Annotated in this window: 17 protein-coding genes; 10 read left to right on the top strand and 7 right to left on the bottom strand. The window is 54.8% G+C overall.

Annotated features, from left to right (window positions below; translation table 11 throughout):
• The first annotated feature begins 17 nt into the window (after positions 1–17).
• Positions 18–1,208 carry a hypothetical protein gene (locus tag BMY54_RS06000; RefSeq protein WP_093430413.1) on the top strand — a complete coding sequence of 397 codons (1,191 nt, stop codon included), beginning with the start codon at positions 18–20 and terminating at the stop codon, positions 1,206–1,208.
• Between the two features lie 3 nt (positions 1,209–1,211).
• On the opposite strand, the gene BMY54_RS05995 is transcribed toward BMY54_RS06000, so the two are convergent.
• Entirely contained in the window at positions 1,212–2,198 is a 987-nt protein-coding gene (locus tag BMY54_RS05995) for a hypothetical protein (RefSeq protein WP_093430412.1), read from the bottom strand.
• A 225-nt stretch (positions 2,199–2,423) separates the two neighbouring features.
• On the opposite strand from BMY54_RS05995, the gene BMY54_RS05990 reads away from it, so the two are divergent.
• A complete protein-coding gene (locus BMY54_RS05990; RefSeq protein WP_093430411.1) occupies positions 2,424–3,395 on the top strand; it encodes a hypothetical protein in 972 nt (323 codons plus the stop codon).
• Positions 3,388–4,527: an SPASM domain-containing protein gene (locus BMY54_RS29840; RefSeq protein WP_139213382.1), complete on the top strand. Its 1,140-nt coding sequence runs from the start codon at positions 3,388–3,390 to the stop codon at positions 4,525–4,527. Before BMY54_RS05990 ends, BMY54_RS29840 begins: the two co-directional genes overlap by 8 nt.
• A 122-nt stretch (positions 4,528–4,649) precedes the next feature.
• Here BMY54_RS29840 and BMY54_RS05975 read toward each other — a convergent pair whose 3' ends face one another.
• The 5 genes from BMY54_RS05975 to BMY54_RS05955 all read right to left on the bottom strand — a co-directional run bounded on the left by BMY54_RS05975 (position 4,650) and on the right by BMY54_RS05955 (position 10,179).
• Positions 4,650–5,363, bottom strand: coding sequence for an HNH endonuclease (locus BMY54_RS05975; protein WP_093430408.1), 714 nt, complete (start codon positions 5,361–5,363; stop codon positions 4,650–4,652).
• 116 nt (positions 5,364–5,479) lie between these two features.
• Positions 5,480–6,013, bottom strand: coding sequence for a BRO-N domain-containing protein (locus BMY54_RS05970; protein WP_093430699.1), 534 nt, complete (start codon positions 6,011–6,013; stop codon positions 5,480–5,482).
• 421 nt (positions 6,014–6,434) lie between these two features.
• The gene (locus BMY54_RS05965; RefSeq protein WP_093430407.1) at positions 6,435–8,042 is read right to left on the bottom strand and encodes a tetratricopeptide repeat protein; all 1,608 of its coding nucleotides are present in this window, start codon (positions 8,040–8,042) and stop codon (positions 6,435–6,437) included.
• An 83-nt stretch (positions 8,043–8,125) separates the two neighbouring features.
• Positions 8,126–9,376 carry a ribonucleotide-diphosphate reductase subunit beta gene (locus BMY54_RS05960; protein WP_093430406.1) on the bottom strand — a complete coding sequence of 417 codons (1,251 nt, stop codon included), beginning with the start codon at positions 9,374–9,376 and terminating at the stop codon, positions 8,126–8,128.
• A gap of 542 nt (positions 9,377–9,918) precedes the next feature.
• Positions 9,919–10,179 (bottom strand): DUF2790 domain-containing protein, encoded by a 261-nt coding sequence (locus BMY54_RS05955; RefSeq protein WP_093430405.1) that lies wholly within the window; start codon positions 10,177–10,179, stop codon positions 9,919–9,921.
• Between the two features lie 464 nt (positions 10,180–10,643).
• Here BMY54_RS05955 and acs point away from each other — a divergent pair, with 464 nt between their 5' ends.
• From acs to argR, 7 genes are all read left to right on the top strand, one after another.
• Positions 10,644–12,599 (top strand): acetate--CoA ligase, encoded by a 1,956-nt coding sequence (gene acs, locus BMY54_RS05950; RefSeq protein WP_007912698.1) that lies wholly within the window; start codon positions 10,644–10,646, stop codon positions 12,597–12,599.
• 721 nt (positions 12,600–13,320) lie between these two features.
• On the top strand, positions 13,321–14,094 hold the full coding sequence (locus BMY54_RS05945) for an ABC transporter substrate-binding protein (RefSeq protein ID WP_038366516.1): 774 nt from the start codon (positions 13,321–13,323) through the stop codon (positions 14,092–14,094).
• Positions 14,095–14,185: 91 nt separating this feature from the next.
• Positions 14,186–14,875 (top strand): ABC transporter permease, encoded by a 690-nt coding sequence (locus BMY54_RS05940; RefSeq protein WP_016773583.1) that lies wholly within the window; start codon positions 14,186–14,188, stop codon positions 14,873–14,875.
• Positions 14,872–15,570 carry an ABC transporter permease gene (locus BMY54_RS05935; RefSeq protein ID WP_093430404.1) on the top strand — a complete coding sequence of 233 codons (699 nt, stop codon included), beginning with the start codon at positions 14,872–14,874 and terminating at the stop codon, positions 15,568–15,570. Before BMY54_RS05940 ends, BMY54_RS05935 begins: the two co-directional genes overlap by 4 nt.
• Position 15,571: 1 nt before the next feature.
• Complete coding sequence (locus BMY54_RS05930; protein WP_093430403.1) at positions 15,572–16,684, top strand: M14 family metallopeptidase; 1,113 nt, start codon at positions 15,572–15,574, stop codon at positions 16,682–16,684.
• 27 nt (positions 16,685–16,711) lie between these two features.
• On the top strand, positions 16,712–17,476 hold the full coding sequence (locus tag BMY54_RS05925; protein ID WP_042607206.1) for an ABC transporter ATP-binding protein: 765 nt from the start codon (positions 16,712–16,714) through the stop codon (positions 17,474–17,476).
• 245 nt (positions 17,477–17,721) lie between these two features.
• Positions 17,722–18,702 carry a transcriptional regulator ArgR gene (gene argR, locus BMY54_RS05920; protein WP_093430402.1) on the top strand — a complete coding sequence of 327 codons (981 nt, stop codon included), beginning with the start codon at positions 17,722–17,724 and terminating at the stop codon, positions 18,700–18,702.
• 7 nt (positions 18,703–18,709) lie between these two features.
• Here the strand turns inward: argR and BMY54_RS05915 are convergent, their stop codons facing one another.
• Positions 18,710–26,497, bottom strand: coding sequence for a dermonecrotic toxin domain-containing protein (locus tag BMY54_RS05915; RefSeq protein ID WP_093430401.1), 7,788 nt, complete (start codon positions 26,495–26,497; stop codon positions 18,710–18,712).
• Between the last annotated feature and the right edge of the window lie 255 nt (positions 26,498–26,752).

Here is a 26,752-nt window from a genome sequence, read left to right as displayed (position 1 = left end):
CCTTCAAGGATTGATTCATGCTCAAGGGACTGATGCGCCTGGTGCCATATGCCGCGGCGCTGTTCACACTGATTTCCACTGCCCATGCCGAAGATGGCCGGCGCGTATTTACCGGTACGTTGGGCAAGACGGCGATTGTTGTTGAACTCAACACCACACAGCAGGACGAAGTCACCGGCCGCTATTTCTACGAGAAATATCACCGTGATCTAGCCCTCAGCGGTTCGCTGCAGGACAGCACGCTGAGCCTCGTCGAAGGCAATAACCGCTACGGTGACGACAAGCCGCTGCCAACCTTGAAGCTGAAAGAAACCGGCAGCGGCTGGCAGGGCGAGTGGCAAAGTCCGCAGGGCAAAAAGCTGCCGGTGAAACTCACCGAGGCCAGACTTCCCGCGCCCACCTCAGCAACTTTGCCGTTCATTGCCGCACTGCCATACGGCGAGCCTTACGAGTATTTGCGCCTGCAGGGACTCAAGCTCAAACCGGCAAAGAAAGAAAACTTCATGGGCTATGACCTGCAATGGTGGACCGAGCCTGAGACAAAGATTTCGCTGTTCAGCGTGGAGTCCGGATTGCCGAAAGATGATCAGCAACGGGTTAACCAGCAGTTGCTCGGGCGCCTCTGGAGTGAAGTCATCAGCTATCACGGCTGCCAATTACAGGGCGGCGAAAACGTCGAATTCATGCAACAGGCAGAACCGAAAATGATCTCGCCAGCCGTGGTCAGCCTGAACATCTCGACCAGCTATTACTGCGGCGGCGCGCATCCCGACTTCGGCGATTCACCCCTCAACATTGATGTAAAAACCGGCCACCCATTGTCACTCGAAGATGTCTTTTGGGTAGGTAAGGGCACGCCGATTTTGCATGCCGAGCGCGACAGCCTGGGCGACAAACCGCTGAGCAAGGACGAAAGTAACGCGCGCTATCAGTACGTAAGCAAAGAGTTGGTACCTTGGGTGATCAAGCAGTTCACCGCCCTGTACCCCACAGAAATGAAGAAACCGACGGGAGATGACGACTGCAACTTCCAGGATGAGAGCATCTGGGGCACTTCACCTTGGTACTTCACCGAGAAGGGCTTGTACCTCGGCGCCTACTTCGCTCGCGTACAACGCTCTTGCGACAGTCCTGACTGGTCGATCCTGCCGTACTCCCTCGTCAACCAACACCCCGGTGCCGTCAAACTGCAACTGCCCCAAAGCTAACCGTCACTCCAGCCCCGGCGCTTCACGAATAATGAAGTGATCCAGGTTCTCGATATTGGCATTGAAGACCTCGAAAGGCTTTTCGGGGTTCTTCTTGCCGGGCACCTGCTTCAACTCCGGCGTCACCCCATAGAAGAAACAGAACAACGCCTTGTCGCTATCCACCGCGTGCTTGATCTCCTCCAGAAACGCCTTGCGCTTGCGGTAGTTGTCGATCAGCTTCTTGTTCAGATAAACGCTGACCGAGTACGGCTTCTTCTTACTGTCCTCGGGCTTCTTGAACCAGACCTTGTCCTCGAAATCGATACGAAAACTGGCACTGTGGAAGTCCTCGATCTTCTTGATCCGCCCCCAGTAAATCAGTCCCTTGTTGTCCGTCAGATACTCGATCTTTTTGAAGAACGAACTGTACGGCGCCGTATGCTCACCGACCTTCAACGGCATCCGCTTAAGCAACTCCTTGTCCGCGAAGTTGGAAACAAAACACTCCACCGGATGCGCAAACACACTGGTCTTGTCCGGCGCCGATTCACGACCCGCCGACTCTTTACCACTCTCCGCCGCCACCCGCACCGGATCATCGCGCAACACATCCGCCGCCCCCGCTGGCGCGACAGGCTTGCGCACATACTCACGGCGGGTCAGTAACAACTCTGATGGGAAGTGATCCTCACGCCCGTCATCCACCTCGCCATCCGCCGTCTCAACACCAGACGCTGAAGCCTTCAAACTCACATACGGACAACCCGCGACATGCTGCGTAGTGGGCAGATTCTTGAAGTGCGGCGTGCGCACGTAATTCACGTTCTTGGCGTTGAACGTGCCCAACTCGTTGGAAGCCTCGAACGCCGAACGACAAGCATCGTTGGGGCACTGGAAGTGTTCCTTCGCCGAGTCAAACGCCACCGTCTCATCGAAATTGAGATCGCGAACGTCATAGATCGACAACTTGTCGTCGAGGCTGAGGCAGTAGGCGAGATCGAATTTCATGGTGGGGCTCGGATCCTTGAGTGGGGGAGGGGTATTAATAGCGGGAGGCGGCGCGGGTTACCAGCGATAAATGGCAGCATAAATTTCTTGGAAATATCACCGGTAACCGGCACATTTGAGGTTTAAAAAATTGAGCGTTGAGCCGGAATTATTGTTAGAAATGAGCAAGGAATGAAGAAACTAGAAAGCTATTGAGGCCTAAGGGGGCTTAGGGCATTATTTTCTATGGGCTGGGTCACTGTTAATGAGCTGGCAATAATAAATGTAAAAATAGAAATTTTCCGAATTTTAATCGCGAAGATTAAATCTTTCCAGGGAACAGAATTTATGGACTCTCCAAGTACACTAAAAGATAGAATTTGCAAATGTTTTGATTACAAGAAGACAATACAATGCCAAAAAATAACGATTAATAGATCGGATTTAAAACTCTATATTAAGGAGTATGATGAGGTTCAAGATGCAAAAAGATCGTGGCATTTGCCGTTGACGGTATTGATTTCACTTTTTATAGCGCTAGCAACCACTAATTTTCAGCCTAGCGTAAGCATACCGTTTTTAGATTTTAACTTAAGTATGCCCGATGGGATGAGAACGGTGTTATGGGCCGCGACCATTGTATTTTCTGTTTGGACGGCAGTGGCAATTGTGCGGGCACTTCGATCTGAAAGCCCATTTGAGCTTCTTTTAAAGAAGATAGATAAATCTATTTTAAATAGGCCTGATAGGACTTCGGTTTTCGTTATAAAGAGAGAGGTTGATGGTGAGGTGAAACTTCTTGTGGAAAAAAAAGCTTCCTGGTCGTGCTATTTTTTACCCTATGTAAAGCAGGCGGCGTTAACTGAATATGTAAGTAGTCAGAAATCAGGTACTACTAAATCCTTAGGTGATAAGCTAGGAGTTGATGCAGCAAATATCAAAATTGACTTGCTGCAAGAGTTTAACTTTAAATCCGAAAAATTTGATCCACCGCAAAATGTGGTGAAGGAGTACCATTTTGAAATTTTCCATGTGAAGATTTTTAAACAATTATTGCCGGACGGGAGTTTCACTGTTGGGGATAGGAACTACGAGTGGAGGACGTTGAACGAGCTAGAAAGTGATGTGAGCACTAAGAGAAATAACAAAGACATCATGAATCAATTGCGTGATAATTATAATGATTTGGTTTTGAATGTCGGATGTCATGATGCCTAATCGACGCCTAGATATAATATGGAATATCAGTCTCGTTTGTCCGTGGGATTGCAAGTTTTGCTGCACTGATGCAGTTCATGTTTCATCGAGAAACAATAATATAATCGTGAGGGAGAATTCTCTAAAGAATATTGCTGTTGTTGAAAGAGGCTTGGAGTCCGGATTTAAAGTTAAATATAAGGATGTCAATCCTACCAAATATGATTTGGCGCTTATCAGTCGACAGCTGGCTGGTAAAGAGCCTTCGTATGAGCAAAAAATAAGAATACTGAACAATTTGAAGGGGTACGATGTAAAAATTGACTTCGCCGGTGGCGATCCACTTGCTTGTCATGAAAATTACTTAGTAATAAAGGCAGCCTCAAAAATTTTTGGGAAAGAATCAATATCAATAACATCCACAGGTGCTTTCGTAAAAAAATACGGTGTGCAAGAGATTTCGAGCTTTATTGGCGAATATGAATTTACTTACGATGAACCAGCAGATAGTCCGCAGGATTCTAGGCCAGTGGGATATAATTTAAGCAATCTTAAAATTGCCAGAAAATTTTCGTCACTTGGTGTTCGTACAAAAGCACAGTTGCCAATACACTTCGGCAACATATCGAATAATAAGGTGGAGCAGATATATTCTGATCTTTGTGAAGCTGGAATTAGCGAGATTTTGTTAATGCGCACGTTTCCCGTGGGGAGAGGTGAGGAATACTTGCGCGAAAATGCCTTAACTAAAACGGAACTTGTCGGCGCTATTAAGTGCTTTAAAGCGGTTGAGAATAAGACAAAAACTAAGGTTCGGCTTCAATGTGCTTTGAAACATTTATTTGAGTATGATGCCGGTCACAATCCATGCGATCTTATGCATGAATCATTCGGCATAAATTTTATGGGAGACCTTCTACTTAGCGCATGGGCAAATAACGCAAAGGGATTGCCTTTGAGCGAGGATTTTGTATTGGGGAACTTGTGTACTCAAAGTTTTGCAGAGATCTCCGAAACTAACAAGTTCCAGCGTTATAAGAAGCGCCTTGACGAGAACTTTGGCCATTGCAAGATATTTTCATATGTTACCTCTACTGAAAAAAATGAAGATAGTATTTTTCAGAAGAATGACCCGCTATATACAAGGGTGTAATCATGTTGGAATGACAGGTTTGAGATTTCGCCATAGCCTAATTGATGTTCGTTTTCTATGTCCCGCTTGCTATGCAAGCGAGAGTGGGTTGCTTTATTTTTTTATGATGCTGGTTGCGGTGCTTATTCGCGCTTTAATCTTTGTATTTTTTTATAAAGAGAGTTTGTAAACTGCTCCCGGTCACTTGAATGGTGGCAGCGTCGATGACAGTTCGGGCACAGCGCTACGGTGTTGGTTTTAAAGTCCGTCCCGTTATCCGCCAAATGCTTAACGTGGTGAACCTCAAGGTAAGGTTCTCCATTCATTTCAAACGGACCTGGTTGTCCACATCCCTCACAGATACCCTTGGCGTTGAACAGAATCCAATCTTTGACTTTGGATATGCGGGCGTAGGTTTTGGTTGTCCTGACGATTTGCTGAGGTATCTGCACACCCTCTGGCTCACTTACGAAATCACGTTGTTTCGCTCGTTGTACATTTCGAAGTGATGATTCTTCTTGCGTGGAAGGTGTACCGGAATCCAGCGTAATGAGGCCTTTCGATTCTACGATTTTGATCAGGCGCGCAGTAATCCCTGAACCGAGATTCACCTTTGGTTTGTAGCTAGAGATCGTTTTCAGCCCAAGATCTTCGAACAGAGCGGTAATGTTCTGCAGTCGATAGTCAATCGACTTGGTGTTTCGTCCGGCGAGTACGCCGTTCTGCAGACGCTTGTGCTCCAAGGACTTGTTAAATTTTTGATCATTTGGGTAGCGAGCTTGAATATCGAGATAGCCATCAACCGAAGCTTCAAGCTCCTCATCCGTCCAGCCACTATTTTCCTTTTCCGTATCCATAAAATCGCCGAGGGTTGAAAACCCTCGGACGATACTGAGTGGCCATTACTGCTGTCTACGAAAATTCCTACAAAAAATAGCGACGGATCTCGCGTCCGATCCTACGAGAGCATCGCTTAACCCATCGAATGCTTCGACGCCTGAAACGCCTGAGCGACCCTCCGCCACCAAGGCTTCGTCGCCATCGCTTTTCGTGGTGTCTGATCGCTCAACAGATAAGGCATATCCCGCAGCCGAATCCAGCCTTCGTCCTGCCAATGCAGCAGGCTCAACGACATCTCCGGCCAACCCAACAAGCTCAACATCGGCCGTTCTGAATGTCCTAAGTGTTCTGCATCGCGTAGGGCCGGCACCACTTGTAGAGTCAACCACTCCCGCAACAACCGGTTTCCCGGAACGTAGTGATACACCAGCAGAGCATACACACCAGACTCGCTGAGCATCAGTTGCTTTTCGGGTTGCCGAAAATACTCAATCCACAAAACGCGACGTTGATCCTTGTCTAGCTTATTGACCATGCGTTCGCACAGATGGATACCCATCAAACGACCCACATCACGAGCGCAGAACCAGGTTTGGTTTTCGAGCAGAAGGGCATGTAGAGCGAGGTTGTGACGTGAGAAGACTGTTACAGAAAAAGGATCGGGCATATCCATTACCTCTACGTTTAGATTTTGGAGGGCCTGACCCCAACGTAGAGTGGACTTAAGAAATCCCAACGAGCTAGGCAGCTCCACCGACGGCATGTGCGTCTGTGTAACTGACCAAGCTTTCTACGTTGGGTGTTTCTTAGGCACCTATTTAAAGTTTAGATGATTTCTCAAGAGTGACAATGCGGCAATAGCTACAGGCGGTGTAGGAAATTTATTTCTAAGACGTAGGGGGGAGGATGTTGGTTTTAAAATAGCTCTTTATGGTAAAGAGCTATTTTTTTTGGCTTTGAGGTTGTGGGCGCGTGTGTGTTTTTTTGGGGAGGGGATATATTTCCGAATCCGAATCCGAATCCGAATCCGAATCCGAATCCGAATCCGAATCCGAATCCGAATCCGAATCCGAATCCGAATCCGGATTTTAATTTTTATTTAATACAATTTTTATTTTGCTAGTCTCTGTTGCTGAGAAGAAAACGAGGGAGGCGTTTTCTGTAGTTATGTAGGCGAGGAAAGATGTGCTTTCATTGCCTGATAATCCAAGTAAAGAAGTTGGTTTTGCAGGGAGCATGTTTTTTGTGTAAGTAAATTTTGCGCTGCGATTCTGTAACGTTCCAGAAAGTTTGCATAGGAAATTCTGGGTTTGGCTAAAGCGAAGTTCGGTAGTTGTCCATTCTGCTGAGATTTTTTCATTCTCAATAGTAAAGAATACTTGTTCGCCTTTTTCAGTTCTCCAGTCCCCGCTCCAGATGGCACTGGTGTGAGGTTCAAAGCAGGCTTCACCATAAAGTCTTATATTTCTCTGGAGTTCCTCTGCTTCTTTGATGGTAGTTGCCCATGTTTCGTTGTCATGGGTTGTTTTGGTTTTGAGAGTAAAAAGGGATGTTCCGATGTTTTCATGTGGATCGTCTGATTTTCTCGCCTCATCAAGAATTTGCTGTGCCTCATCGTACAGACCATTCTCAAGATAAATATTTGCGAGATTGGACATGGCTAGGGTAGAGCCACAGTCTCGTGAGCGCTTGAAAAACTCTATTTGTTTTCCTCGTATATTGAGAGCTCCGGCGCTGACTCCAATATTATTGAGTGCTACCGAATGCTGAGGATCTAAATTCAGTAACGTTGAATAGTTTTTTATAGCGAGACCGTTGAGGTCGTTATTGCTTTGTACGTACGCAGCATCGAACAAACACTCTCTATTACCGGGAGCATATTCGACTGACTTTTCTAATGCAATTGCTTGGGCGCTAAAGTTGCCCTGCTCTTTTAGTAAGCTGGCGATCGATACATATATGGATGACTTTTGTTCGTCTGAGTGGACTACTAACAGTCTGTCTTCAAGGATTTTTAGGCCTGTATTGATGTTGCCAAGATTTTTATGCGCAAGCGCAAGTTTTAGAGTGAGCTCTGTTGTTGCGGCTTCACTTTGAATACGGCTGATGGCATTCTCAAGGAGTTCTTTGTCTCTTTTTGGGTCGTTCGTTTCGTTGTATATCAATGAGAGCCATAATGAAATGTTCTTTATTGCAGTATCTGAAGTGCTGAGATTGTAGATCTTTTCAAGTTTTTCTAACGCTTGTTGATCTTTCCCTTTGATGAAACATACGTATAGGTAAAGAGCTTCGTTGTCATGTTGTTTTTCTTCATCAGCTTCGTTGTGCTGATTGTCTTCGAATATTTGCTTGGCTAGTTTTTGGTCGTTGGCCTCAAACGCGTCGAATAGCCTAGTCACCCAAAAATCTGCTTCTTCTTTAGGTTTATCTTGTGAAGGTTGTTCTTGAGGGCGCTCTATCGTTTCTTTAGTATCAGTATGAGGTTGGCGAGGTTCCTCAATTATAATTACAGGTGATGCAGCTTCCATTGCTCCTGTGGCACCGGCAAATGAGAAATTTAATTTAATCAGCCGTTCAAGAGCGCTTGCCACGCTTTTTCTTGTGATTATGACAATGACTAATATGATCAGAGGCCAGATGTTCTTGTCTACGAAAGAGAGTGCTAATTCGAAGTATCCGGATGTGTTGCTTTCCATATTGCATTTCTCCCTTTCATTCGAAAAAAGCCCCGCGATTGCGGGGCTTTCTAATGACTACTGTTCGAACATATCGAAAAAATTTAGTCCCAGCTCAACGCACCACCAGTTTGGTATTCGATCACGCGAGTCTCAAAGAAATTCTTCTCTTTCTTCAAGTCCATAATCTCGCTCATCCAAGGGAACGGGTTAGTCGTCCCTGGATACTCTTCTTTCAAACCGATCTGCGACAAACGACGGTTAGCGATGAACTTCAGGTAGTCCTCCATCATCGCCGCGTTCATACCCAACACCCCGCGAGGCATGGTGTCACGCGCGTATTCGATCTCCAGCTGCGTACCCTGCAGAATCATCTGGGTCGCTTCTTCCTTCATTTCGGCATCCCACAGGTGCGGGTTTTCGATTTTGATCTGGTTGATCACGTCGATGCCGAAGTTCAGGTGCATGGATTCGTCGCGCAGGATGTATTGGAACTGCTCGGCGACGCCGGTCATTTTGTTGCGGCGGCCCATGGAGAGGATCTGGGTGAAGCCGCAGTAGAAGAAGATGCCTTCCAGAACGCAGTAGTAGGCGATCAGGTTGCGCAGCAACTCTTTGTCGGTTTCGACGGTGCCGGTTTCGAACTTCGGATCGGAGATCGAACGGGTGTATTTCAGGCCCCAGGTGGCTTTTTTCGCGACCGATGGGATCTCGTGGTACATGTTGAAGATTTCGCCTTCATCCATGGCCAGCGATTCGATGCAGTACTGGTAGGCGTGGGTGTGGATCGCTTCTTCGAACGCCTGGCGCAGGATGTACTGGCGGCATTCCGGGTTGGTGATCAGGCGGTACACGGCCAGGACCAGGTTGTTGGCAACCAGGGAGTCGGCGGTGGAGAAGAAGCCTAGGTTGCGCATGACGATGCGGCGCTCGTCGTCGGTCAGGCCTTCCGGGTTTTTCCAGAGGGCGATGTCGGCGGTCATGTTGACTTCTTGCGGCATCCAGTGGTTTGCGCAACCGTCCAGATATTTCTGCCAGGCCCAGTCGTACTTGAATGGCACGAGTTGGTTGAGGTCGGCGCGGCAGTTGATCATGCGCTTTTCGTCAACGGCGACACGGGCGGAGGCGCCTTCGAGTTCGGCGAGGCCTTCGGCAACGTCGAGGGAGTTCAGTGCAGCCTTGGCGCGGGCGACAGCGGCCGAGTCGTCGGCGGTCACGGCGCGGGCTTCCAGCGCGGCGGCGCCGCCGGCGTTGTCGAGGCGGTCCATGTTGGCTTCGCTAGCGTGGCCGGCGTTGGCGCCTTTCACTGCTGCTACTTCACTGTCTTCTTTGTCGAATTCGTCCCAGCTCAGCATGACGTGTCGTCTCCTGCGTGAGGGCCTGTGCCCGTGTGAAACCTGATTGGTTGGTTTTTCACACGGTCGTACAGACCGCGTTGGATGTCGTTTTTTGCAGCGATGCACGCAGGCAAATAAACAGAAATTTTGACGGGTTCCGAGAGCCTCTGATGGGCGCAATCAGCGTTGAACGCTGCTGCGGGGCTTCAGAATGGCTTTTGCTCCCTGTAAGGGAATATTGCTGACCCGTATGGGGCGGCATTATAGGGAAAAAAACACGGCTGTGCTGAGGCGAATCCGCGCATGGAGCGGTCGAGGAGGGCGGATATTCGATGAGAGTGAGGGTTTACAGGGCTTTGCCGGGGGAAGATTTTTTTTCGTAAAAATCTCGCCATTGTGAATTTGCTCAAAAAACGAACAAAAAAATCGGTTTTTCACTACATCTAGTGTTTTGCAAGCATTTTTGCCGGCTTCAAACACAACTGAGCCCGACCGAAGTCGGGCTGGAATCGACCCTCAATGAAGCGCTGAGAGATCCAATTCGGTGCAGTCTCGAATCATCAATTGGTGCAGCCGTTGCCCATGATGCTGTAGCGCAGGATGTGACGCTGACCTTTGGAGTCGTCGTATTCCATTTTGGCTGGAACCACTTCGCAGACATTCGGAACTTCGCTCATGGAAACAACTTTGGCGATGTCCAGGTGAGTCGAGTAAGTGTATTCCTCAACAACCGGTTGTTGCTGCGCGACATCAGTCGGGACCTCATCTGCCATGGCGGTTGCGCACAGACTGCTGAGGGCCAGAACCAATAAAGCTTTCATTTCAGATTTACCTTTTTGAGGTCGAGTGGGGTCACGCAACCTTTTTAGGGTTGCGTGTGGAACTTCATCGTTTGCAGTTATTACTTGAGAGCTGGATTAACGGCCTTCGTGGGGGCTGTATCGTTGTTAATCGCGTTTGCCTTGTTGGCGAGGTGGATTTTAGGGAGATGGGGCGGGGGTAAACAGAGCGGGTTTTGATAAACACCTTTGGCAGATTTGGTAACAATCCCTTGAGATGGGGATTGATAACCGGGTGTTTTGTCTGTGGGACCGAGTTGTCTGAATCGCTTGCAGGCAAGCTCCCACAGGGTTGTGGGGTGTCTGAATAAATGGCGTGGGGCCTGCGTTTGGGGTATCTGGATGTTTTGTAGGGGCTTGTTACTACCATCGTCGAATGGTTCTATGGCCCCCGCCCCGTTACAACAGGGTCATACAAAAACAACTATTACACCGAGGTAGGAAAGATGAGTGCGGCTTCTCTGTATCCCGTTCGTCCTGAGGTTCTGGCTAACACGCTGACTGACGAGGCGACCTACAAAGCCATGTACCAGCAGTCGGTCGTCAACCCTGACGGCTTCTGGCGTGAGCAAGCCAAGCGTCTCGACTGGATCAAGCCTTTCACCACGGTGAAACAGACGTCGTTCGACGATCACCATGTCGACATCAAGTGGTTTGCCGACGGCACCCTGAACGTTTCCTACAACTGCCTCGACCGTCATCTGGCCGAGCGCGGCGATCAAGTCGCGATCATCTGGGAAGGCGACGATCCTTCCGAGAGCCGCAACATCACCTACCGCGAACTGCACGAGCAAGTGTGCAAACTGGCCAACGCCCTGCGTGGTCAGGACGTGCACCGTGGCGACGTGGTGACCATTTATATGCCGATGATTCCCGAAGCCGTGGTCGCCATGCTGGCCTGCACCCGGATCGGCGCGATTCACTCGGTGGTGTTCGGTGGATTCTCACCGGAAGCCCTGGCCGGTCGCATCATTGACTGCAAATCGAAAGTGGTGATCACCGCTGATGAAGGCATCCGTGCCGGCAAGAAGATTTCCCTCAAGGCCAACGTCGACGACGCGCTGACCAACCCGGAAACCAGCAGCATCCAGAAGGTCATCGTGTGCAAGCGCACCGGTGGCGACATCAAGTGGAACCAGCATCGCGACATCTGGTACGAAGACCTGATGAAAGTGGCGGGCACCGTTTGCGCGCCGAAAGAGATGGGTGCCGAAGAAGCGCTGTTCATCCTTTATACCTCCGGTTCGACCGGCAAACCGAAGGGCGTGCAGCACACCACTGGCGGTTACTTGCTGTACGCAGCGATGACCCACGAGCGCGTGTTCGACTACCGTCCGGGCGAAGTCTACTGGTGCACCGCCGACGTCGGCTGGGTCACCGGCCACAGCTACATCGTCTACGGCCCGCTGGCCAATGGCGCGACCACGCTGCTGTTCGAAGGCGTGCCGAACTACCCGGACATCACCCGGGTGGCGAAGATCGTCGACAAGCACAAGGTCAATATCCTCTACACCGCACCGACCGCGATTCGCGCGATGATGGCTTCGGGTCAGGCCGCCGTTGAAGGTGCGGATGGCAGCAGCCTGCGTCTACTCGGTTCGGTGGGTGAGCCGATCAACCCGGAAGCGTGGGACTGGTACTACAAGAATGTCGGCAAGTCGCGTTGCCCGATCGTTGATACCTGGTGGCAGACCGAGACCGGCGGCAACATGATGAGCCCGTTGCCGGGTGCCCACGCGCTGAAGCCGGGTTCGGCGGCACGTCCATTCTTTGGTGTGGTGCCGGCGCTGGTCGACAACCTCGGTAACATCATCGAGGGCGAGGCCGAAGGCAATCTGGTGATTCTCGATTCGTGGCCAGGTCAGGCGCGCACGCTGTATGGCGATCACGATCGTTTCGTCGATACCTACTTCAAGACCTTCCGTGGCATGTACTTCACCGGTGACGGCGCGCGCCGTGATGCCGATGGTTACTACTGGATCACCGGGCGCGTGGATGACGTGCTCAACGTGTCTGGCCACCGTATGGGCACGGCGGAGATCGAGAGCGCGATGGTTGCGCATCCGAAAGTTGCCGAGGCGGCTGTTGTGGGTGTGCCGCATGACATCAAGGGGCAAGGCATTTATGTCTATGTCACGTTGAAGAATGGCGAAGAGCCGACCGAGCAATTGCGTCTGGAGTTGAAGAACTGGGTGCGCAAGGAGATCGGGCCGATTGCTTCGCCGGACGTGATCCAGTGGGCACCGGGGTTGCCGAAGACGCGTTCGGGCAAGATCATGCGCCGCATTCTGCGCAAGATTGCGACGGCGGAATATGACGGGTTGGGGGATATCTCGACCTTGGCGGATCCGGGTGTGGTGCAGCATTTGATTGATACGCACAAGACCATGAATGTGGCTTAAGCGTTAGAAGCATAGAAGCCCTGTCCGGTTTTGCCGGGCGGGGCTTTTTTGTGTCTGGGGGTTTTGTGGTGGCTGGGCGGGCCTCTTCGCGAGCAAGCTCGCTCCCACAGTTTGACCGAGTACCTTCAGACAAAATGCAGACCCCTGTGGGAGCGAGCTTGCTCGCGAAAGCAATTTGTCAGACGCCGGTGTAGTCCCTCGTCGGAACCCAGGTCCATCCAACCAATAATTATCGATCTCCCCCGTAAGACATTTCCCACTGTTACCCAACACCTTCCTCGTAACCGAATGTGTAACCGCCCGCCCCGCGACGGGGCAAAGGGAAACGCATCGCCCCGTTTTAGAGCCTCGAAACCCCCGGTGAAAAATAAGACACAACGCTGCGCTTGCCGGATTAGAAGGGTTTGCGAATAATAGGCCCGCAATTTGCAGCATAGATCGGTTCACTGTCTTTCGCTCTTGCATGAAATTGCAAGGCTGTCAATGTGCTCAAGTCGCTTTCTCTGTGCATCTGTAATTAGTTGTCGCATTGAAGAAATATCGGCTTCGGGCCTGTCGTTAGAATGCCGATCACTCGCTCATCGTGGCTGACGTTGAAATCTCCGACGGTTTCAATGGGAAATTTCCCACCGATGCAGCAACCGATTTCCCGATTCACCCATTCGCATATTGGGCTGTCGCTCACTCTGCCGTTTTTGCCCTTTACCGATGGAGTCCCAAGATGAAGAAACTTGTGCTGCTTGGCGCCCTGGCACTGTCCGTGCTGTCGATGAACGCCTTCGCTGACGAAAAACCTCTGAAGATCGGTATCGAAGCGGCTTACCCTCCGTTCGCTTCGAAAGCACCGGACGGCAGCATCGTCGGTTTCGACTACGACATCGGCAACGCTCTGTGCGAGCAGATGCAGGTCAAGTGTGTGTGGGTCGAGCAAGAGTTCGACGGTCTGATCCCGGCACTGAAAGTGCGCAAGATCGACGCGATCCTGTCGTCCATGTCGATCACCGAAGATCGCAAGAAGTCGGTCGACTTCACCAACAAGTACTACAACACCCCGGCTCGTCTGGTCATGAAGGCCGGTACTCAGGTCAGCGAAGGTCTGGCTGAGCTGAAGGGCAAGAACATCGGCGTACAGCGTGGTTCGATCCACGAACGTTTCGCCCGCGAAGTCCTGGCCCCGCTGGGTGCCGAGATCAAGCCGTACGGTTCGCAGAACGAAATCTACCTCGACGTGGCCGCCGGTCGCCTCGACGGCACCGTGGCTGACGCCACCCTGCTGCAAGACGGCTTCCTCAACACCGACGCCGGCAAAGGCTTTGCGTTCGCCGGCCCGGCGTTCACCGACGTCAAATACTTCGGCGACGGCGTAGGCATCGCAGTCCGTAAGGGCGATGCCCTGAAAGACAAGATCAACGCGGCCATCGCGGCCATCCGCGAAAACGGCAAATACAAAGCAATCCAGGACAAGTACTTCGCCTTCGATATCTACGGCAAGTAACACGTCTCTGCGACAAGTCCGAAATGGCGCAAGCAACAGGATCTCTGCGGTTTGCGCCATTTTTTCATCCCAACTTTCGAGGACCTGAATCATGTTGAAAGGCTACGGGGCTGTCATCCTCGATGGCGCATGGCTGACGCTTCAGCTCGCCTTGTCGTCCATGGCTCTGGCCATCGTTCTCGGGCTGATCGGTGTCGCGTTACGCCTGTCGCCGGTGCGCTGGCTGGCGTGGCTGGGCGATCTGTATTCCACGGTGATCCGCGGGATTCCTGATCTGGTGCTGATCCTGCTGATCTTTTACGGCGGTCAGGACTTGCTCAACCGCGTCGCACCGATGCTCGGCTATGACGATTACATCGACCTGAACCCGCTGGCCGCCGGTATCGGCACCCTCGGTTTCATCTTCGGTGCGTACCTGTCGGAAACCTTCCGTGGCGCCTTCATGGCGATCCCTAAAGGTCAGGCCGAAGCGGGCATGGCGTACGGCATGAGCAGTTTTCAGGTGTTCTTCCGGGTGATGGTGCCGCAGATGATTCGCCTGGCGATTCCGGGCTTCACCAACAACTGGCTGGTACTCACCAAGGCCACCGCGCTGATTTCCGTGGTCGGTCTGCAAGACATGATGTTCAAGGCCAAGCAGGCGGCAGATGCCACCCGCGAGCCTTTCACCTTCTTCCTCGCAGTGGCGGCGATGTACCTGGTGATCACCAGTGTTTCGTTGCTGGCATTGCGTCACCTTGAGAAGCGCTACTCGGTAGGCGTAAGGGCGGCTGATCTATGATCTTCGACTACAACGTCATTTGGGAGGCCATGCCGCTGTACCTCGGCGGCCTGCTGACCACCCTCAAACTGCTCGCACTGTCGCTGTTTTTCGGTCTGCTCGCGGCTCTGCCGCTGGGGCTGATGCGCGTCTCGAAGAACCCGGTCGTCAACGGCGCCGCGTGGCTTTACACCTACGTGATTCGTGGCACGCCGATGCTGGTGCAACTGTTCCTGATCTACTACGGTCTGGCGCAGTTCGAAGCAGTACGCGAAAGCTTCGTGTGGCCATGGCTGTCCAGCGCAACGTTCTGCGCGTGCTTGGCCTTTGCGGTCAACACCAGCGCCTACACCGCTGAGATTATTGCCGGCAGCCTCAAGGCCACGCCGAACGGTGAGATCGAAGCGGCCAAGGCCATGGGCATGTCGCGCTTCAAACTGTACAAGCGCATCCTGCTGCCATCGGCCCTGCGCCGGGCACTGCCGCAGTACAGCAACGAAGTGATCATGATGCTGCAGACCACCAGTCTGGCCTCCATCGTCACCCTGATCGACATCACTGGCGCGGCACGCACGGTCAACGCGCAGTTCTATCTGCCGTTCGAGGCGTACATCACCGCTGGCGTGTTCTACCTGTGCCTGACGTTCATTCTGGTCAAGCTGTTCAAACTGGCCGAGCGTCGCTGGTTGAGCTACCTGGCCCCGCGGAAGCACTGATATGGAACGCATCGACCACGTATTGCCGTGGAGCCACTTGGGCAGCGAGCGCAAGATTTCCGTGTTCCGTTTCGGACGCGGCGAGCGCAAGGCCTACATTCAGGCCAGCCTGCACGCTGATGAATTGCCAGGCATGCGCACCGCTTGGGAGCTGAAAAAGCGCCTCGGCGAACTCGAAGCCAAAGGCCTGCTCAACGGTGTCATCGAACTGGTGCCGGTCGCCAACCCCTTGGGTCTCGGGCAATTGCTGCAAGGCAATCACCAGGGCCGCTTCGAGGCCGGCAGTGGCAAGAACTTCAATCGTGATTTCGTCGAGCTGAGCGCGCCGGTTGCGGCCGCTTTGGCTGACAGCCTCGGTGATGATCCGCACGCCAATGTGCGTCTGATCCGTCAGGCCATGGCCGACCACTTGGCCGCATTGCCGAAAGCGAGCAGCCAGTTGCAAGGCATGCAGCGCGTGTTGCTCAGCCATGCTTGCACCGCTGATGTGGTGCTGGACTTGCACTGCGATGCCGAAGCCGCGCTGCACATGTACGCGTTGCCGCAGCACTGGCCGCAGTGGCGCTCACTGGCCGCGCACCTGAATGTGAAGGTCGGATTGCTCGCGGAAGATTCCGGCGGCAGCTCGTTCGATGAGGCTTGTTCGCTGCCGTGGCTGCGTCTGTCGCGGCAGTTCCCCGATGCGCAGATTCCGCTGGCGTGCCTGGCGACGACCATTGAACTGGGCGGTCAGGCCGATACCGGTCGCGCCGAAGCCTGCGCCTATGCTGAAGGCATTCTCGCCTTCCTCGCTGAGCAGGGTTTGATCACCGGCGAGTGGCCGAACCCGGCACACGAAGCGTGTGAAGGCATGCCGTTCGAAGGCACCGAGTTGCTGTTCGCGCCGCATCCGGGCGTCGTAAGTTTTCTGCGCAAGCCCGGCGAGTGGGTCGAGGCGGGCGACGAGATTTTTGAAGTGATTGATCCTCTGTCCGATCGGGTCAGCACGGTGTGTGCTGGTACCTCCGGGGTGCTGTTTGCCATTGAACGGCTGCGTTATGCCCAACCCGGTTTCTGGCTGGCCAAGGTGGCGGGGCGCGAAGCGCTGCGTCACGGGCGCTTGCTCAACGACTGACTGACTGTTTTTGTGAGAACCGACCGCATGTACAAACTTGAAGTCCAAGACCTGCATAAACGCTATGGCAGTCACGAAGTGCTCAAGGGCGTGTCCCTGAAAGCGGCAGCCGGCGATGTGATCAGCATCATCGGCTCCAGTGGCTCCGGCAAAAGTACTTTCCTGCGCTGCATCAACCTGCTCGAGCAGCCGCACGCGGGCAGGATTCTGCTCAACAACGAAGAGCTGAAACTGGTGGCGAACAAGGACGGCGCGCTGAAAGCCGCTGATCCGAAACAGCTGCAACGCATGCGCTCGCGCCTGTCGATGGTGTTTCAGCATTTCAACCTGTGGTCGCACATGACTGCGCTGGAAAACATCATGGAAGCGCCGGTGCATGTACTCGGTGTCTCCAAGGCCGAAGCCCGCGAGAAAGCCGAGCACTACCTGAACAAGGTTGGCGTGGCCCATCGTAAAGACGCGTTCCCGGGGCACATGTCCGGTGGCGAGCAGCAGCGTGTGGCGATCGCCCGTGCGCTGGCGATGGAGCCTGAGGTGATGCTGTTCGACGAACCGACTTCAGCCCTCGACCCGGAGCTGGTGGGCGACGTGCTGAAAGTCATGCAAGCACTGGCTCAGGAAGGTCGCACCATGGTCGTGGTCACGCACGAAATGGGCTTTGCCCGTGAAGTGTCGAACCAGTTGGTGTTCCTGCACAAAGGTGTGGTTGAAGAGAGCGGCAACCCGCGCGAAGTGCTGGTGAATCCGCAATCGGAACGTTTGCAGCAATTCCTCTCGGGCAGCCTCAAGTAATCGCTGCCGTTATGCACCAGATTAGGTCATGCTTCGCGACCTAGAGACTGACCAAAATCCCCTGTGGGAGCGAGCTTGCTCGCGAAAGCGGTAGTTCAGATAGCAACGATGTTGACTGATACACCGCCTTCGCGAGCAAGCTCGCTCCCACAATGGATCTCTGTCAGCCTCATGATTTGTGTTCATTTACGGGCTAGCATTGGCCCATGCCTTCATCACTGTTCTTCGTTTCGGATCGCCCGCCCATGACTGCCCATCGAATTGGTTTCCTGATTTGGCCCAGCACTAAAGCGTTGACGCTGGCGCTGGCGGAGGAAGCCTTGCGTGTTGCTCAGCGTGTGCACCCGGAGGTGGTTTACGAGCTGTCGTTCCTACAAGCCGAGCCACCGGCCGAAGGCGCCTGGCAATTGCCCGGTGAAGCCTGGACCGGCAAACTCGAAAACTTCCAGAAACTGTTCCTGCTCGCTGACGAGCCGCCGACCACATTGGCGCCGGCACTCAGCAGTGCGCTCAAGCAATTGGTACGTGCGGGTACGGTCATCGGCGGTCTGTCGGCCGGTGTCTATCCGTTGGCGCAACTGGGGTTGCTCGACGGTTATCGTGCTGCCGTGCACTGGCGCTGGCAAGACGATTTCGCCGAGCGTTTCCCTAAAGTCATTGCCACCAGTCATCTGTTCGACTGGGATCGCGATCGCCTGACCGCATGCGGCGGCATGTCCGTGCTTGATCTGCTGCTGGCGGTATTGGCTCGCGATCACGGTGCAGAGTTGGCCGGAGCGGTTTCGGAAGAACTGGTCGTTGAACGCATTCGCGAGGGCGGCGAGCGTCAGCGCATCCCGTTGCAAAACCGTCTCGGCTCCAGCCATCCGAAGCTCACCCAAGCGGTGTTGCTGATGGAAGCCAACATCGAAGAACCGCTGACCACCGACGAAATCGCCCAGCATGTGTGCGTGTCCCGTCGCCAGTTGGAGCGGATCTTCAAGCAATACCTCAACCGTGTGCCGAGCCAGTACTACCTGGAGCTGCGCCTGAACAAAGCCCGGCAGATGTTGATGCAGACCAGCAAGTCCATCATCCAGATCGGCCTGTCCTGTGGCTTCTCCTCGGGGCCGCATTTCTCCAGCGCCTATCGCAATTTCTTCGGTGCCACGCCGCGGGAAGATCGCAACCAGCGGCGCAGCAGCAGCCCGTTCGAGTTGTCGTCAGTGCCGCCAGAGCGTGGCTGACGGCGGGTCAGCTATGCCTTGTCGATGGTAATGGTCGCTCCTCGCCATCGGAAAAATCCGAATCCACGAAGTCGTCAAGTTCGCGCCGGACCCCCGTCATCCATCTTTCGTTCATTTTCTCGTTAAACGCCGTGGTGTATCTGTCCAGGCGTTGCTGACTTTCCGGGTGAAGGGGGTTGTCGTCGAAGTTGTATTCGGTCACCGCGTCGCCGGGCTGTAAAGGAAACTCGCCTGGCAACTCGGTAATCGCGTTCCCGGACAAGTCCGCGCTCGTCAATCCAGGCAGCTCGAACAGACCGTCAGGCACCTTGCTCAAGGCGCAATTGCCGAGACGCAGATTGTCCAACTGCGGGAGACGCCTCAGGTCTGGAACAATGTTGAGCGGATTGTTGCTCAGGTCCACGGAACTCAGGTTTTTCCAGCCTGCGAAGGCCTCTGCAGCCGGTTCAGTCAGGGTGATTCCACAGTCGGGCAGATGCAGGCTGCGCAGCCTGTCCATAGCGAAGATCGGGGCGGGAATCTCGCCCAGCGGAAATTTGCGGATGTAGACGTCTTTGAGCTTCGGGAAAAGCTCCAGCAGACGATCAACCCGACGCGGGGCGGACGCTTTGGTGGTCAGATTCAACTTTTCAATGTGTTCAAAGCGCGCAGTCAGCGGCGGCAGCTCACCGGTAAACGACAACTCGCAGTAAACCGCTGGATCTGTCAGGAACGTGGGCGTTAGGCGCAGTTGCTTTTCCAGGTTGAGCCTGAAGGTTTGGCGATTAAGTTTTTCCGTGGCTGCAGCGTCGTTCCCAAGTGGCATCTGCGTTACAGGATCGCTGGGAGGCTCATTTGCCCAGGTGTCCAGGCGGTCGAGCAGGCCGGCCAGCTCGGTTTTGCGGCGCATCAGCTCAAGACGTCCATCGGCCAGCGTACCCGGAAGGCTGTAGATAAGATCGTTGGCGTCGAAGCCGGACAGCGATGGGTAAAGACTTTGAGCCAGTTCGATGTCGTCCTGTCGAGCGGGGATACCAAAGTTGTCGGCCTTGGCCTGGAAAGCGGCTTTGACTCGTTCTCTGGAAGCCTCTGACAACGGGTTGATACCCAGTTCCATGCCGCGACCGGAATAACGCGTCAGTTCCGCCGGTAGTTCGATGATGTTGTTGTCGTTCAGCAACGCCGCTTCCAGATGCGGCAGTTGTTCCAGCCCGACAGGCACACTATCGATCCCGGTGTTGATCAGATCGATGAACGTCAGGTTTTGCAGTGTCGATACATCGGGCGTGGCCTGCAATGTGTTGCTGTACAAGTCCAGCGATTTCAATCGGGTCAGCGTGGACAGGATCGCTTGTCCGTCAGGATCCAGAGTGATCTGGCACTTGCTCAGCATCAACGTTTCAAGCGATGGCAGACCTTGCAGTGCTTGAGGTATGCGGCCGAGGGCGAAGTCCAGCAGTTCCAGCCCCTGCAATCCGCTGAAGCTTTTGAGAAACCCCCCGGAAACCTTCAGCCCTGGATTGCCCTGAAGTTTGAGATGCCTGATGTGAGTGAAATCGGTGCTCAGCTCCGGTAACTCACCGGTAAACGCCGGCTTGGCATCGAAGGTGTTGAGCCGTAGTGCTGAATTGTCGTTACGCCGGCCGCGCCAGAGTTGCTCAAGCTCGTCGCTGAACTCTTGTCTGGCGGCGAGTTCTGTGGCTCTTTCCTGCGCAGTCCATGGCAGTTCAGTCAACGGATTGTTGATCGGCAGACGCTCACGCCACGCGTTGAGATCTCCCATCATTCGGGCGATTTCTGCCTCCCAACTGAGCAGTTGAGTCGTGCCGGCCAGCAATGTCCCGGGAAGGCGATAAATCATGTTGATGGCCGCGTTGTCACCCAGTCGCGGGAACAGTCTTTGCGCCATGGCAATGTCAGCCGATGCCGGTTTGACCCGGAAGTTGCGCCCATGTGTGGCGTAGTAGCGCTTGATGCGCTCGCGAGCATTCAAGGACAGCGGATTATCGTTCAGATATACGCCGTCGGCCTGATCGGAACTCAAGCTGAAAATCGCGTCCGGCAGCTCGGTGATGTTGTTGTTATTGAGATGGAGAATTTCAAGTGCCGGATGTTCGGCGATACCCTTGGGCACGTTGCTGATATCGGTATGGGCAAGTGAAACGCTCGTCAGGTCTGGCAAGGCGTTCAAATCAGGTGCGATTGTCAGCGGGTTGTGGCTCAGATCGAGCAACTGCAGTTTGGACATGGCACCGAGCAGTTGCTGCCCTTCAGGCGTGAGTGTCAGCGCGCAGTCAGTCAGTTTGAGCGCTTTGAGATCCTTGAGGCGCCCGACGAATGAGGGGATGTCATCGAGCGCGAAGGCTTTCAGTTCCAGCGCCTGAAGATTCGGGAACAAGGCAGCAAACGACTCGATGCCTGTGGTCGTTGCATTGCCTGCAAGCTTGAGGCTTGTCACATGATCGAAACTCACAGTGAGGCGGGGTAGTTCGCCGAAGAACTCCAAGTCTGTCGTAAAAGATGCGGTGCGTGTACCGGTGGCAATTGACCTTTCGCGCCAGAAACCCTCCATGAACTCCTTGAAGGCGGAACGCGCGGCTTGTTGCACCAGACGCTCACCTTCGCTAAGCACCTGGCCTGTAACCGGGTGCGCTGATGGCGTTTCCAGGGCCCAGAGCGCCAGATCCTCGCGCATTTGTTGCAGCTCCGCTCTCCAGCGCACGAGTTGTTTTCGGCCGCCGGCCAGGTCGCCAGGCAAGTCGTAGATCATCTCGCTGGCCTCTTGGGCGTCCAGAACGGGAAACAACTGCCGGGCGAGGGCAACGTCTTGCTCGTCAGCCAGTACGTCAAAGTCGTTTCGATGGCTGCGGAAGTAGTTCTTGATCTGGTCGCGGGAGGCTGCCGATAGCGGGTTGTCGGCAAGGTCAATGCCGTAACTGCGATCGGCGGGAAGGTCGAACAGCGCGTCCGGCAGTTGCGTGATGCGGTTCCCCGCAAGCACCACGGTTCGAAACCCCGGATGGCTGGTCAATCCTTCCGGCACGACGGTCAGCCCGCAGTTGGACAGGTCGAGATTGTACAGTTGGGGCAACAGGTTCAGGTCGGGGAACGTCCCCAACGGATTGTTGCTCAAGTTCAGCGAGTCGAGGCTGTCGAGTGACAGCAGCACAGCCTGATTTTCCGGGGTCATGACCACGCCACAATTTTTCAGCTTCAGGTCGGTCAGTCGAGGCAGTTTTACTTCGCCAAGCGCAAGCGGCTCCAGTTCGAAGCCGTTCATTTTCAGCTTGGCCAGGTTGGGGAAGCACTCGACGAAGCGCAGGGCGTTGGTGATATTGGCGTTGCCGGTGAGGTCCAGCCGGGTAACGTGCTCGAAACCGGCGCTGAGCGTCGGCATATCCCCCGTGAACGTGGCTGTTGCCCTGAGTGCTTCGAGGCGGTAGTAGCCGGGCGGGCTGCGCCAGAGCTGCTCGATCTGTTGCGCAAAGGATCGCCTGGCATCCAGTTCGCGGGTTTGTGCTTCAAGGGGCAGACGTTCGCCCGTCTCAGGGTCAATGACGGCGGCCTGGTTGGTCCATTGATTGAGTTCGAGGTTCAGGGCGCCGAGTTCATCTTCCCAGCGCGACAACTGTGCACCGAATTCGGCCAACGGTCCGGGCAGTCGGTACAACACCTGTGTAGCTTTGTCAGCGTCAAGGGCTGGGAACAAGGCGATCGTGCGCTGCAGATCTTCCTGCGGAGGCCGGACACCGAAGTACTTTCCGGTGTGCTCGAAGAACACTTTCACCCGTTCGCGAGAGGCCGCACTCAATGGGTTGTCAGCAAAGGTGTAACCGCTGCTGAGGGAGCTGGAGAGGTTGAAAAACCTTTCCGGTATCCGGGTGATGCGGTTGCGATCGAATTGCGCCGAGATCAGGCGTGGATGATCCAGCAAGTCGTCGGGCACCGTGTAAATACCGGTATTCGACAGGTTGACGTAACGCAATGCAGGCATTGAGTGCAGGTCCGGCGGCAAGCCCAGCGCGTTGCCTTGCAGATCGAGCAGGGTGAGTTGCGGCATTGAGGCGAGCACCGACTCGGTGACCGTTGTCAGGCTGACTCGGCAATCGCGTAATCTCAATTCGCGCAGCGAGCGCATCGAGGTCAGCGCTTGTGGCAGGCTTGGCAGGTTGAGGTTGCTCGCATCAAGCTTCTGCAACTGACTGAAAGACTGCAAAAAGCGGTCGACCGAGGTGGTCATGGGGCTGCCATCAATGACGAGTGAAGTGATATGAGTGAAGTCACTCGACAGGACGGGCAAGTCGCCGATGATGGCGGGCGTCAGGTGCACGACGTATTCGGCGGCGAAGCCTTGTTGATCGTAGTGCGTGACGTTCTCCCGTCGCCAGCTTTTGAGTAATTCGTCCCTGAGCAACCTGCGGTTCTGGATTTCGGCGCGCCTCTCCAGCGGCGTTAGCGCCGTACCGGTTTCGGGGTGAATGGCGGGCGGATTGTTGGCCCAGACATGCAGTTCGTTCTGCAATTGCAGGTAGTCATTTTGCAAGCGAAGTATCTCTGCGCGCGGGCCAGCGGGACTGCGCAGCATGCTTTCGGCGAGATAACCCACCTCACGGTTCGACATTCGCGGATAGAGCACCCGGATGTCTTCTTCGAGTGTGCGCGGTTGGGTACTGGGGCGCGGCGGACGTGGTGGAGCAGGGGGATAACCATCGGTCCCCAGCAGCCGCAGCGTGTCGACAGCCGACGGTTGGGTCGGCGTATCGCTGATCACCTGACGCAACTCGGTGCGCCCAAGCGTACGTTCGCGAATGGTCGCCTTCAGCGCCTGGCCCTGGCCAATCCGGATGTCGAGGTTCTGGCGCTCGCTGTCGGGTAATGCGTACAACAGGCTGGAATAAAAATCGCTGAACGAATGCAGCTGCTGCCCACGATCGTCGTAAGGTTGATATTGGCCATCGTCGCGGCGAACCAGAACCTTGTGTGCGGCTGCATCTTCACGGCCGATGGTGTCCAGTAGCGGGCCCTCGTAGCGCCTGTCCCGGATCTCGATGCGTACATCGCCGCTCCAGCCCGGCAACAATTTGAGGCTGTGCAGCGCCAGAGAGTCGGAGTCGGAATTGCTCACCGAGTCCAGCTCCAGGCCTTCATAGGCGCGGGTAACGCGCACCTCCTGACTGGCCATCTGCATGAGTGCCTGCTGGCGTGCGGGCAATTGTCCTTCGCTGATCTGCAACAGTTCGCTGCCGGTCGCGGTATCGAGCAGTTCGCGGGTGATGCTGGCCGGCAGTTCGGGAGGGTGGGCCTTGAGTCGTGTCGCCAACGGATCATCGAGGTGCTGAAGGGCCTGATAACGCGTCTCGAACAGCGCGCTCCTGTTGCGTTTGGCGAGATCGGCCACTTGCTTGCGCAGGTTCTGACTGCGTACCTCGATGGACTGCGTCGGTCCCGCAAAGGGTTCGTTCAACAAGGCTTTGATCTGCGTCTCGTCGAGACTATAGAGCAGGGTTTTAAGCACGTCGTCACCGACCAGGCTGTCCTGGCGCAGTTCGGTCACGGGCAGGCTTGCGTCCGCAGACGATTGCCACAGCTGCTGCCCTTGTCGATCGAGCAGACGCAGGCACTTATCGCTTGGCCAGCGCCCGTATTCGCTGAGCACCTGCAGCTGTGTGACCGGATCAGCGCGCAAAAACTCTTCGGCGACATGGCTCTCGAGCTGATCGATGAAGCGTTGCAACTGCTGATCAATCTTGAAGCGCTGGATACTGTCGGCAAGCAAAGGCGGGACTTTTTCCTGATTGACATGCATTTTGCGCAACGCGTCTTCGCTGGTTCCGCTGATCCGCAAGACGGTTTCGCGCTCGTTCGGCGACAGGCTCTCGACGGAAGAACCGATACGGCGCAGAACCGTCTCGCCATCCCATTCCAGCGGTTGCTCGAGTTCAGTGTGCCAGGCGCCTTCGCCATTGTGGCGCACCACCGGTTGGTAAGCGTCAGGGCGGCTCGGGTGTTCGATGCGGTACTGCCCCGGCACCTGGCTTTCTTTTACTGCAAAGTGGGCATCCTCCAAGGGCAGCAGGCGCTTGCCCTGATGCGTGTGCAAACCCAGGGCATCGGGTTGCGAATCTGCCGTTGGAACCTGCGGGTGCTTGTAGCGTTCGAGATCCGGCTCCCAATAGCGGGTCTTGCCACTGGCCAGTTTTACCGGTTTGAAGCGGTCGATGAACGCCACGACTTCCTTGGGCAAAATCTTGCGGAACTCGGCCGCGCCAATCTTGCCGCCCACGGCGAACAGGCCCAACTGGATCATCGATTCCACGGTGCCCATCAAGTGTTCCAAGGCTTCAGTCGTTCGCCCCTGCGCCCACTCGATGACGCCTTCGAACGCTTCATCGAGCATTTGATAGGCCATGTACGCCATCATGGCTTCACCCAGCACCGGCACGAACGGCGCAACGATCAGCGCGGCGGTCTGCACGATGGTGGAAATGATGTTGCTCACCGAGTCCCAGAAGGCCCAGCGCGCTTTCTGGTCGACCACGGCGGTGGGGACGGCGATTACCCGGGCGTCATTGAAGATCTTGTTCAGTTTCGCGTGATGGATGTGTTGCCAGAGATTGTCATGGAACGCGGTCAGCGTGGTTTGCAGATCCGGGCGCTCGACAGCGGTGTCGCGCCATGCGGGCAGCGAGCTGCCGGACTCGGGCGGGTGCCACATGATCTGGCTCAAGCGGCTATTGAGGGTACTGAAGAAAACACCTCGATGTTCGTGGTTCACGAATCGGCTGAAAAACTGCTGGTAGTCTTTCGAGCGCAACTGGCGGGTCAGTTCGGCGACCAGGTCGTAGGTCGAGGCGTATTCCTTGAAAGGGTGCTCGGGATCATCGGGGACATAAGCCACCACCCGTGCCGGGTCTCGCGAGGCGTACAGGTCGGGGGCAAACACGACGATACCGGTCAGCGGTGCGCACAGCATCCCCATGTCATGGCACAACACCGCTGCCCCGCTGATGTACAGGCCCTTCATGCCGTCGAGCACGGCATCGATCAAGCGAAAATAGCTTTCCGATACATCGCGGTTCATCCGCGCCCACTGCAGGGCGGCTTTCATTGCGGCTTTCTGGCTGTCATCGATTTTGTTGCGCAGTACGGTGGCCACCATTGGATCGGTATAGCCGAGGTTGTCTTCGAGATGGGCCTTGTATCGCGCGCCGATGTCCAGCCTTCGGCACAACCGGGTGAAAGCGGCGATGCTCATTTTCGCCTTGATCGCCGGCAGGGGACTGAACTGGCCGCTGACGGTGGGACGAGTGACGAAGGTCGAGTCAGCTTCGAAGGCGTCGTTATGGGTTTCCGATTCCTCGAAGTTGTGCAGCGCGGCCTCCAGTAACGACACGGTCCAGGCGCGCGTGCCGGTGCGGATCGGAAACCACGGAGTGGTTGCGGGGATGTACAGGCGCACGAAGGTGTTGCGCACATCCAGGTCCAGGCCGAACCAGTTTTTCAGTTCTTGCTGGAGCAAGGGCTCGGCAAAGGTGCTGGCGTCCTGCAAGTGTTCCAGGCTTTGATCGACCTTGCTTTGCGCGGCCCATTGCGTGGCGTTGAGGCTATTCATCTGCTGATGTTGCTCGGCAGGTGCCGACTGGAGAGTGAGGGACAGGCGCGGCAGGCTGTTCGTGAGTGCCAGGCGGCGAGTCGGTGTCGCGGCGCCGAGCCAATCGGGCAAGGCATTTTTCAGTGGCAGGTAATGATCGTCTGGATGCAGCGCGTTGTTCGTGGCGGTCGAGGCTGTCGGAGGGTGTGGCTGAGTCAGGTGCATGGGCCATTCCTTGGCGTTGAAAAGAACGCGCAGCAAATCAGCAACCGGCCACCCTTGTGCGGTACATATTTATATCTTTGTCGCAGGGTTGAGTTGGTATTCTCTGCAGCCTGCCGCAAATCGACGGTGCCAGTTAAACTGCGCCTTTGCGACGCTATATGTCGCATTGCCGTAAACCCGGGAAAATCCGGGGTTTGCGCTATAAGAAGTTGTCGCTTGGCGACAAGGCCGGGCTGAAAACTGTCCTTACAATCC

It is taken from the genome of Pseudomonas sp. ok266 (genome assembly GCF_900110195.1).
Lineage (GTDB): Bacteria > Pseudomonadota > Gammaproteobacteria > Pseudomonadales > Pseudomonadaceae > Aquipseudomonas > Aquipseudomonas neuropathica.
Note: the sequence above shows the minus strand (reverse complement) of the source record. Positions and strands in the feature narration are given on the sequence as shown.

Coding starts and splice junctions, on each gene's coding strand:
- BMY54_RS05940 (WP_016773583.1), top strand. CDS start 14,186: ATGTTGAAAGGCTACGGGGCTGTCATCCTCGATGGCGCATGGCTGACG.
- BMY54_RS05925 (WP_042607206.1), top strand. CDS start 16,712: ATGTACAAACTTGAAGTCCAAGACCTGCATAAACGCTATGGCAGTCAC.
- BMY54_RS05960 (WP_093430406.1), bottom strand. CDS start 9,376: ATGCTGAGCTGGGACGAATTCGACAAAGAAGACAGTGAAGTAGCAGCA.
- BMY54_RS05955 (WP_093430405.1), bottom strand. CDS start 10,179: ATGAAAGCTTTATTGGTTCTGGCCCTCAGCAGTCTGTGCGCAACCGCC.
- argR (WP_093430402.1), top strand. CDS start 17,722: ATGACTGCCCATCGAATTGGTTTCCTGATTTGGCCCAGCACTAAAGCG.
- BMY54_RS05930 (WP_093430403.1), top strand. CDS start 15,572: ATGGAACGCATCGACCACGTATTGCCGTGGAGCCACTTGGGCAGCGAG.
- BMY54_RS05915 (WP_093430401.1), bottom strand. CDS start 26,497: ATGCACCTGACTCAGCCACACCCTCCGACAGCCTCGACCGCCACGAAC.
- BMY54_RS05965 (WP_093430407.1), bottom strand. CDS start 8,042: ATGGAAAGCAACACATCCGGATACTTCGAATTAGCACTCTCTTTCGTA.
- BMY54_RS05945 (WP_038366516.1), top strand. CDS start 13,321: ATGAAGAAACTTGTGCTGCTTGGCGCCCTGGCACTGTCCGTGCTGTCG.
- BMY54_RS06000 (WP_093430413.1), top strand. CDS start 18: ATGCTCAAGGGACTGATGCGCCTGGTGCCATATGCCGCGGCGCTGTTC.
- BMY54_RS29840 (WP_139213382.1), top strand. CDS start 3,388: ATGCCTAATCGACGCCTAGATATAATATGGAATATCAGTCTCGTTTGT.
- BMY54_RS05935 (WP_093430404.1), top strand. CDS start 14,872: ATGATCTTCGACTACAACGTCATTTGGGAGGCCATGCCGCTGTACCTC.
- BMY54_RS05995 (WP_093430412.1), bottom strand. CDS start 2,198: ATGAAATTCGATCTCGCCTACTGCCTCAGCCTCGACGACAAGTTGTCG.
- BMY54_RS05975 (WP_093430408.1), bottom strand. CDS start 5,363: ATGGATACGGAAAAGGAAAATAGTGGCTGGACGGATGAGGAGCTTGAA.
- BMY54_RS05970 (WP_093430699.1), bottom strand. CDS start 6,013: ATGCCCGATCCTTTTTCTGTAACAGTCTTCTCACGTCACAACCTCGCT.
- acs (WP_007912698.1), top strand. CDS start 10,644: ATGAGTGCGGCTTCTCTGTATCCCGTTCGTCCTGAGGTTCTGGCTAAC.
- BMY54_RS05990 (WP_093430411.1), top strand. CDS start 2,424: ATGGGCTGGGTCACTGTTAATGAGCTGGCAATAATAAATGTAAAAATA.